Source organism: Halobacterium bonnevillei (genome assembly GCF_009831555.1).
Lineage (GTDB): Archaea > Halobacteriota > Halobacteria > Halobacteriales > Halobacteriaceae > Halobacterium > Halobacterium bonnevillei.
The window spans coordinates 1-7,953 of record NZ_WUUU01000140.1; the positions used below are offsets into that span (position 1 = coordinate 1).

The window sequence follows — 7,953 nt, forward strand, 5'->3', positions numbered from 1 at the left end:
ACTCGACGTTCGCGATGACGGCGGCGACGAGTCCGGAGAGCGCCGCGATGCTGTACCGCTCCGGGACGTCTGGCCGCGGGAGGACGCTGGCGATCCCGTACGCGATGCCACCGCCGACGAACGGTGTGAACGCCCAGACGGCGGCGATCTGTCGGTACTTCGGCCAGACGGGCGTCCCGCCGAGCGCCAGCCCCACACCGATGACGGCGCCCGTCACGGTGAACGCAGTCGCGATGGGGTAGCCGGTCGTGATGCCGACCGCCATGAGGCCCGCGCCGAGCGCGAGCACGAGGATGACGCCGGCTATCGGGAGGCTCATCCCGCCGACGAGCCCGCTCCCGACGGCTTCCGAGACGTTCGCGCCCTGGGTGACCGCGCCGACGAACCCGAAGATGCCGACGATGAACGCCGCGCGCATCGTCGAGATGGCGTTCGCACCGACCGCGGGCGCGAACGGCCGTCGCGCCGCTCGACCCGGCGCCGATGACCCAGGCCATGAACAGGCTGGCGAGCGCTGCACCGACGAAGAGGGCTATGAGGGCGGGGTCCATGAGAAGTTTGAGGGGGTCGTCAGTCGGCGCCCGCCGCAGCGGTGTCGCGGCTGGCGCTTCGGCTCCGCCAGTACCCCTGGAGGTACGCGCCGCCGAACATGCCGGCGAGCGCCCACAGGATGGTCACGTTGCCGGTCCCGAGGCTCGCGTAGGCGGCGCCCGGGCAGATGCCGGACAGCCCCCAGCCGACGCCGAAGATGGCGCCGCCGACCAGGACGTTCCGGTCGAACGGCTTCAGTCGGCGCTCGTACGTGTCGCCGGTCAGCGGCGCTCTATCCCGTATTCGCGGCATCACAGCGAACGCGATTCCGGAGACGATGGCCGCGCCGAACATCACGAACAGCAGCCCGAAGTCCTCGAACTGGAGGAAGTTCAACACGACCTCTGGACGGGCCATCTGGCTGAACCCGAGCCCGAACCCGAACACGACGCCGCCGACGAGTACCAGCGGCATGAACAGCGGGTGACGGTCGGCCATCTATGGCGTCACCCCCAGTGCTGCGACGGCTTGCGCAGTGAGGATCGCGACCACGAGGAACGTGACGACGCCGGCGATGGACGTCTTCGACGCCGACCCGACGCCGCACACGCCGTGGCCCGACGTGCAGCCCTTGCCGACGCGGGTCCCCACGCCGACGAAGAGGCCGCCGACGAGCAGCCGCCACGGCTGGACGTCGGTCGACCACAGCGTCACGCCGCCGACCTCGTACAGTTCGCCGGTCGATCCGGACTGGTAGAGCGTCGAGGTGACGACGCCGGATTGGACCGTCGCCGCGAACAGGAGGCCGCCGAGGATGATGCCGGCCGTGAACACGACCCGCCAGTCCCGGGAGGCGACGTACTGCTGGAAGCGTGACTGGTCGGAGACGTACGACAGCGTCGACTCCAGGAAGGTGCTCGCGCCGGCGGGGATGCCGGTGCCGACGTAGATGAGCACCGTTCCGAGTCCGACCAGAAAGCCACCGACGGCGTACCGGCTGATGCCGTTGGGGAACAGGTCGGCGGCCGCCTGGAGCAGTACTGGGTCAGTCACCATGTGCCTCCTCAGTCACCTGCGAGGGATTCCTGGCTCGCGGCGCAGTTGTTCGGCCCGAGTTCCAGGGTGAACGCTTCCTCGTCGTCGACTTCGTTCTGGCCGAGGTTCGTCGCGATGATGTCCTCGTAGTTCGCGGGCCGCGGCGGCATGTCCGAGAGGATGAGGTCGACGAACTCCTGTTCGTCCATGGTGAGCGCGTCCATCTCGTCGACGAGCTGGCCGATGGGCGCGGTGTAGGTACCGTCGTCGGCGGGTTCGGCGGCGTCGCTGAAGTGTGCGCCGCCGATGAGCGTGTCGTCGGGGAGGGTGAGCACGCGCTCCTGCAGCGACTCGTAGAGCATGCGCGCGGCCTCGGGTGCGCCCTCGTCGCCCTCTTCGAGGTCGGGGCGGGCGACGCTCTCGATGAACAGCCCGTCGCCGGTCGCGAGCAGGCTGTCGTCGACGAGGTACGACGTCATCCCGGTCGTGTGACCGGGCGTGTAGACGGCTTCGATGGTGGCGTCGCCCACGTCGAAGGTGTCGCCGTCCTCGGCCGTCGTCAGTTCGTCGGCGTACGTGACGCCGCGGTCGACGGCGGCCTCGGGGATGACGCCCTCGGCGCCCTCGGCTTCGAGGTCGCGGACACCGGAGATGTGGTCCGCGTGCACGTGCGTGTCGATTGCGTACGTCAGGTCGACGCCGAGGTCGGCGGCGTCGTCGAGGTAGCGGTCGGTGAACGCGCGCAGCGGGTCGATGATGGCCGCTTCGCCGTCGTCGTAGAGGAAGTAGCCCAGGCAGCCCGAGGACGGGCGCTGGTACTGGAGGAGCGTCCCGTCGCCGTCGTAGTCGGTGACTTCGACGGCCTCGTAGATGCTCGCCCAGCCGTTCATGCCGTCCTCGAGGTGGTTGACGTCGTAGCCGCGTTCGACGAGCGTGCCCGCGACGTACTCGCTGGCGCCGCCTTTCGCGCAGAGGACGGTGACTTCGCGGTCGTCGGGGATCTGGTCGAGGACGTCGTCGTCGACGTCGTCCTCGAGGAACTCGAAGTAGGGGACGTTGATCGACGTGACGTTGTCGTCGTCGATGCGCCACTCCTCGTAGTCCGAGGACATGCGCGTGTCGAGCAGCGTCACGGTCTCACCGGAGTCGATGCGGTCTTTCAGCCGCTCCGGGTCGATCGTTTCAACGTCGACGTCCGGAGTTGGGAAGTCGTCAGCGTTCATGTAGTGCATCCGCTTCTATCGGTTGGACGCACAAAAACATTTGCATAATATTCCCCACAATGCACAATACTACTGCCGGGTTCGACTACGACAAATTCCTATTTTGCGGCCTGAATGGGCCAATTGGCCGGTATTCGGCAGATGCTCTCGCGACCAGTAGTTTATAGTAAGTACAAGAACCGACAATCTTTTAGTGACCGGGGAGGTATTGTGCGATAGCTCCAATACAGACTAACGGAGCAGATACCAAATGAGTGCAGAATTCGACATCACGGAGACGCTCGACGTGAAAGGTGCATCGTGTCCCATGCCGGTTGTGAAGACGAAGTCCGCTGCGGACGAACTCGCCGAGGGCGACGTCCTCGAAGTGCTCTCGACCGACTCCGGGAGCATGAGCGACATCGAGGGCTGGGCCGCCGGGACGGGAGGCGTCGAACTGCTCGACCAGCAAGCCGACGGCGACGTGTACAAGCACTACGTCCGCAAGACGGAGTGACGATGAGCACGGACACACCAGACGCGTCGGCCGACGACGCGCCCACGCGTGCGGAACTCGCAGCGCGCGTCGACGAACTCGAAGACGCGCTCAGCGAGGCGACCGCCGACGACGACGGCAAGAAGATGAGCATCATCGCGACCAAGGGGACACTCGACATGGCCTACCCCCCGCTCATCCTCGCCAGCACCGCCGCCGCGTTCGGCTACGAGGTCACCGTCTTCCACACCTTCTGGGGGCTGGACATCCTCCACGAGGAACACTCCAAGAACCTCAAGCTCAGCTCCGTTGGCAACCCCAACATGCCCGTGCCGAACGCCATCGCCGCGCTCCCCGGCATGGACCGCGTCACCACGTCGATGATGGAGAAGAAGATCGACGACAACGACACCGCCACCATCGAGGAACTCCTCGAGACGTCCCTGGACATGGGCGTGGAGTTCCAGGCCTGTCAGATGACCATCGAACTGATGGACTACGACGAAGACGACTTCTTCGACGGCGTCACGACGGGCGTCGGCGCCGCCACGGCCATCCAGGACATGGCCGAAGCGGACATCCAGTTGCTGGTGTAGGCCGCCTCCCCGTTCGCGTCGCGGCGCGACCGGACGATTCGACGAACGGACCACAAGGGGTTTTCTCCCGTACTGACAATCCCCGAGTGACCGCAGTCCAGCGGCGAGCCGCTGCAGCCCGGCGTCGAAACCGGCGCCGCTTCCACCTGACACACCCGGTCCCAGACCACGATGGCTGACACACGAACCCGCATCGAAACGTCGATCGAAGCGCATCCCGGCATCCACTTCAGTGAGATCGTTCGCCGCCTCGAACTCGCGCCGGGCCAAGTCCAGTACCACCTCAAGCGGTTGCGCGCCGACGACACCGTCGTCGCGGAACCGGTCTACGGGAAGACCCACTACTTCCCGCCGGAGTACACCGACTGGGAGCGAGACGCGCTGGCGCTCCTGCGGCGGGAGACGGCGGGCGGCGTCGTCGCGTACCTCCTGGCGCACGGCCCGGCCACGCCCGCGGCGGTCGCGGACAGCCTGGACATCGCCCGGAGCACCCTCGAGTGGCACCTCGACCGCCTCGTCGAGCACCAGCTCGTCTCGAAGCACCGCGACCAGTCGAACCACGTGACGCTCACCGTCGACCGGCGAGACCGAACCGTCCAGCTCCTCCGGGAGGCCGACCCGACGCTCCGGGAGCGCATGGTCGACCGGTTCACGCGCCTCGTCGACAAACTCCTCGACCAGTAGCAGGACTCTGCCATGACTCAGTTCCCGGGAGAATACGCGCCGCTGCTCGTCCTCGTGCTCGTGCTCGCGGCCCTGGGAACGCTCGCGTTGCTGGGGCTCGCGTTCGCCGCGTACCGCCAGCGCGGAACCCGCCCCTACCTCCTCGTCGTCGCGGTCCTCGTGTTGCTCGTCGCCCGGACCGTCGTCGGCATCGGGACGGTGTTCGCCGTCGTCCCGATGCTCGTCCACCACCTGGTCGAGCACAGCATCGACCTCCTTACGGCCGCCGTGCTCCTGTACGCCGTGTACACGACGCCACTCGGCACTGCCGACTGACGCGCCCGGTGACCGGGCACGGGTCGGCGGCGCACTCCGCCACAGAACCGCCCGGAGTGTGCGCGAGCGGGCCTTTCGAGGCGCCTACCAGTACCCCTATACTTCGACAGTCCGAACAGCCATCTGTGGGAGGGCGTCCGGTTTCGGGGAGCACTCCGGGGCCGAGAACGCCAACACAAATCATGTCTAACGCAACGCCGAGACCCGCTGGCCGCGGAGACGTCGGGGTGGAGGGACAGTGTGACCACGACCGCCGAGACGATTGTGACCACGCTCACGGAAGCGAATCCGGGCACGCCCGCGGACCGCGACGCACGCGTCGCGGCGTCCTCGGGGCGACGGCGACGGCGCTCGTCGCCGGACTCGCCGGCTGTCTCGGGGGGACTGGAAACGGCGACGGCGAGACGCCGGACCCCGTCACCATCGACTCGGAGGCGACCTGCGACGTCTGCGGGATGGTCATCGCCCAGCATCCCGGCCCGACCACGGAGATCTTCTACGCCGACAACCAGCCCGCGGGCCACGAGAACCCCGCGCGCTTCGACAGCACGTGGGAAGCGTTCCAGTTCGACTTCGACCGCGAGGACTGGACGCGGGAGGCGTTCTACGTCACCGACTACTCGACCGTCGACTACGAGATCCGGACCGACGAGGGTCAACAGGTCATCTCCACGCACTACGACAGCGAGTCGTTCGTCGACGCCACCACCGTGACCTTCGTCGTCGCGTCCGAGGTCGTCGGCGCGATGGGCGAGGACCTCGTCGCGTTCTCGGAGCGGGCCGACGCCGAGGCGTTCCGGGACGATCACGGCGGGGACCTCGCGTCGTTCGACGACGTGACCCCGGAGATGATCGCCTCGCTGGGGATGTGACGCATGCTCGGGCGCTCACTGATAGTGGCTGTGGTCGTCGTCCTCCTCGTGTTGAGCGGTTCGCTGGTCGTGCCCATCGAATCCACGAGCCACCTCGACCCGGCGCCGTTCGAGGACACGTTCCGCCTCGGGCTCACGGGCGCGGCCGTCCAGGAAGCCGACCAGCGCGGCCTGTCGATTCCGCGCGTGGAAGTGTTCTACTCGAACTACGAGTACGTCGTCGGGTTCAACGGCGTCGAGTCGTTCGTCGCCGAGCAGGCGCGGACCGGCCACCAGCGGCAGTTCGGCCGCCCGGTCGCCGTCTTCGTCACCGACTTCGCGGACGCGAACGCCTCGCTCACGGACGAGGGGTACCTGACCGCGACCCGGTACACGGGGTTCACGCCCGCCGACGACACGTTCGTCGTCGTCGACAGTCGCGCGCGGCTCCCGAGCGGGCCGGTCGCCGTGCCGTTCTCCGACCGCGAGGCGGCCGGCGCGTTCGCCGAGGAGTACGACGGGCGCGTCGTCCCGTGGGCGGCGGTGTCCGAGCACGTCGACGCCGAATCGCCGCTGACCCGCGACCGGTTCCGGTCGACGGTCCAGAACCGGTCGGCGTGGGCGGACGCCGCCTCGGCGTCCGCACGCGACCTCCGGGACCGCCCGACGTCGGTCGTCGTCGGCGAGGACGCGCCGACGCTCGGAGCGGCAGTCGAAGCCGCGGCCCCGAACACGACGATCGAGGTGCCGGCCGGCACCTACCGCACTGACAACGTCACCGTGGACAAGCCGGTGACAATTGCTGGCGCCGGACCGGACACCACGATTCGCGGCGACGGAAACGGAACGGTCGTCCGTCTCGACGCGAGCCGCGTGGCGCTCGTCGACCTCGCCATCGACGGCGTCGGCGACGTCGGGAGCCGGCGAGCCGAACTCAACGCGTCGGAACTCGAGGACCTGGAGTGGTCTGAGAACGTCGAACTCGCGTACGGGCAGGGCGACGCCGCGGTGAAACTGCGGGACGCGAACCGCTCGCTCGTCTCGGGCGTTCACATCGAAACCCCGGCGTCGGGCGTCATCGTGCTGAACAGCAGCGGCACGACGATTCGGGACGTCGACGTGACCGTGACCGAGGGGACGAGGGACGGCTTCATGGGCCTCGTCTCGATGTACGACCCCATCGTCGTCGAGGACAGCCGATTCGAGGGCGGCCGGGACGCCGTCTACACGCACCGCGCGGACGACGTCGTCGTCCGCGACAACGCGTTCCGGGACGGGCGCTTCGGCGTCCACCTGATGTACACGTCGGGCGCGCTCATCCGGAACAACACCGCGCGCGAGGAGGGTGCGGGCATCATCGTCATGACGCGACCGACGGGGAACATGGTCGTCGGGAACGACGTCCGTGCGTCCGGCGTCGGCGTTTCGACCGCCGGATCGCACTCGTACTACGCGGAGAACGTCCTCGCGGGGAACGTGCGCGGCCTCGACGTCATCGGGTACCAGTCGCTGGTCGAGCGCAACACCGTCGTCGACAACGATGTCGGCCTCCGCGCCACGTCGGGTCTGCCGACCAACCTCGTCACCGACAACGACGTCGTCGACAACGACGATTTGGTGCGGTCCGGCCTCGGGCCCCTGCGCGTCTGGACCGCCCAGGACGAAGGGAACTACTGGGGGCCGATGCCCGCGACGGACGCCGACGCCGACGGCTACTACGAGCGGTCGTTCCGACCGACCGGTGCAGTGGACGCGCGCCTCTACGACGCGCCCGGCGCGTGGACGCTCGCGCGGTCGCCCGCAATCGAACTGATCCGCGGCGTCCAGGACACGGTGCCGGGGCTGCGTTCCACCGGCGTTCTCGACACGTCGCCGCGCGTCACGCCGGCGCGCCCGGACGTGCTAGCGGCGGTCCGTGCCGCCCGGAACACCACGGAGGCCACAGCATGAGCGACGCCGAGGATAGCGACGCGCCTCCGGCGCTCACGGCGACTGACGCGTCGTTCGGCTACCCGGGCGTGACGATTCTCGACGCCGCGTCCGTCGAACTCCGGGCCGGCGAACTGACGGCGCTCGTCGGCCCGAACGGCTGCGGGAAGACGACCGTCCTCGAACTGTTCGCCGGCCTCCGCGCGCTCGACGCCGGCACCGTCACGCGACCCCCCGCCTCGGACCGAGCGGTCGCGTACCTCCCCCAACGGCCGGGGTTCCGGTCCGGATTCGACGCGCGCGAAGCGCTGGGC

10 protein-coding genes and 1 pseudogene are annotated in these 7,953 nt (G+C 68.3%); 7 read left to right on the plus strand and 4 right to left on the minus strand.

Features of this window, described 5'->3' with window-relative positions; genetic code table 11:
- The 4 genes and pseudogenes from GRX66_RS14190 to GRX66_RS14205 all read right to left on the minus strand — a co-directional run.
- Nucleotides 1-551 (minus strand): annotated as a pseudogene (locus GRX66_RS14190) (inorganic phosphate transporter); the annotation flags it as partial.
- A 19-nt stretch (nt 552-570) separates the two neighbouring features.
- Nucleotides 571-1,029, minus strand: a complete 459-nt coding sequence (locus GRX66_RS14195) for a YeeE/YedE family protein (protein ID WP_159527144.1) — start codon at nt 1,027-1,029, stop codon at nt 571-573.
- Nucleotides 1,030-1,587, minus strand: coding sequence for a YeeE/YedE family protein (locus GRX66_RS14200; RefSeq protein ID WP_159527145.1), 558 nt, complete (start codon nt 1,585-1,587; stop codon nt 1,030-1,032). It abuts the gene before it with no gap.
- An 8-nt stretch (nt 1,588-1,595) separates the two neighbouring features.
- Nucleotides 1,596-2,789 (minus strand): MBL fold metallo-hydrolase, encoded by a 1,194-nt coding sequence (locus GRX66_RS14205; protein WP_159527153.1) that lies wholly within the window; start codon nt 2,787-2,789, stop codon nt 1,596-1,598.
- 250 nt (nt 2,790-3,039) lie between these two features.
- Here GRX66_RS14205 and GRX66_RS14210 point away from each other — a divergent pair, with 250 nt between their 5' ends.
- From GRX66_RS14210 to GRX66_RS14240, 7 genes are all read left to right on the plus strand, one after another.
- Nucleotides 3,040-3,285, plus strand: a complete 246-nt coding sequence (locus tag GRX66_RS14210; protein WP_159527146.1) for a sulfurtransferase TusA family protein — start codon at nt 3,040-3,042, stop codon at nt 3,283-3,285.
- A 2-nt stretch (nt 3,286-3,287) separates the two neighbouring features.
- Nucleotides 3,288-3,860 carry a DsrE/DsrF/DrsH-like family protein gene (locus tag GRX66_RS14215; protein WP_159527147.1) on the plus strand — a complete coding sequence of 191 codons (573 nt, stop codon included), beginning with the start codon at nt 3,288-3,290 and terminating at the stop codon, nt 3,858-3,860.
- 171 nt (nt 3,861-4,031) lie between these two features.
- Nucleotides 4,032-4,544, plus strand: a complete 513-nt coding sequence (locus tag GRX66_RS14220; RefSeq protein WP_159527148.1) for a winged helix-turn-helix transcriptional regulator — start codon at nt 4,032-4,034, stop codon at nt 4,542-4,544.
- A 12-nt stretch (nt 4,545-4,556) separates the two neighbouring features.
- Nucleotides 4,557-4,859 carry a DUF7471 family protein gene (locus GRX66_RS14225; protein WP_159527149.1) on the plus strand — a complete coding sequence of 101 codons (303 nt, stop codon included), beginning with the start codon at nt 4,557-4,559 and terminating at the stop codon, nt 4,857-4,859.
- A gap of 227 nt (nt 4,860-5,086) precedes the next feature.
- Nucleotides 5,087-5,731, plus strand: coding sequence for a nitrous oxide reductase accessory protein NosL (locus GRX66_RS20355; protein WP_325064126.1), 645 nt, complete (start codon nt 5,087-5,089; stop codon nt 5,729-5,731).
- A 3-nt stretch (nt 5,732-5,734) separates the two neighbouring features.
- Entirely contained in the window at nt 5,735-7,660 is a 1,926-nt protein-coding gene (locus tag GRX66_RS14235; protein WP_159527151.1) for a right-handed parallel beta-helix repeat-containing protein, read from the plus strand.
- Nucleotides 7,657-7,953 (plus strand): ABC transporter ATP-binding protein (locus GRX66_RS14240; RefSeq protein ID WP_159527152.1); only part of this gene is annotated, 297 nt, incomplete at its 3' end. The genes GRX66_RS14235 and GRX66_RS14240, both read left to right, overlap by 4 nt.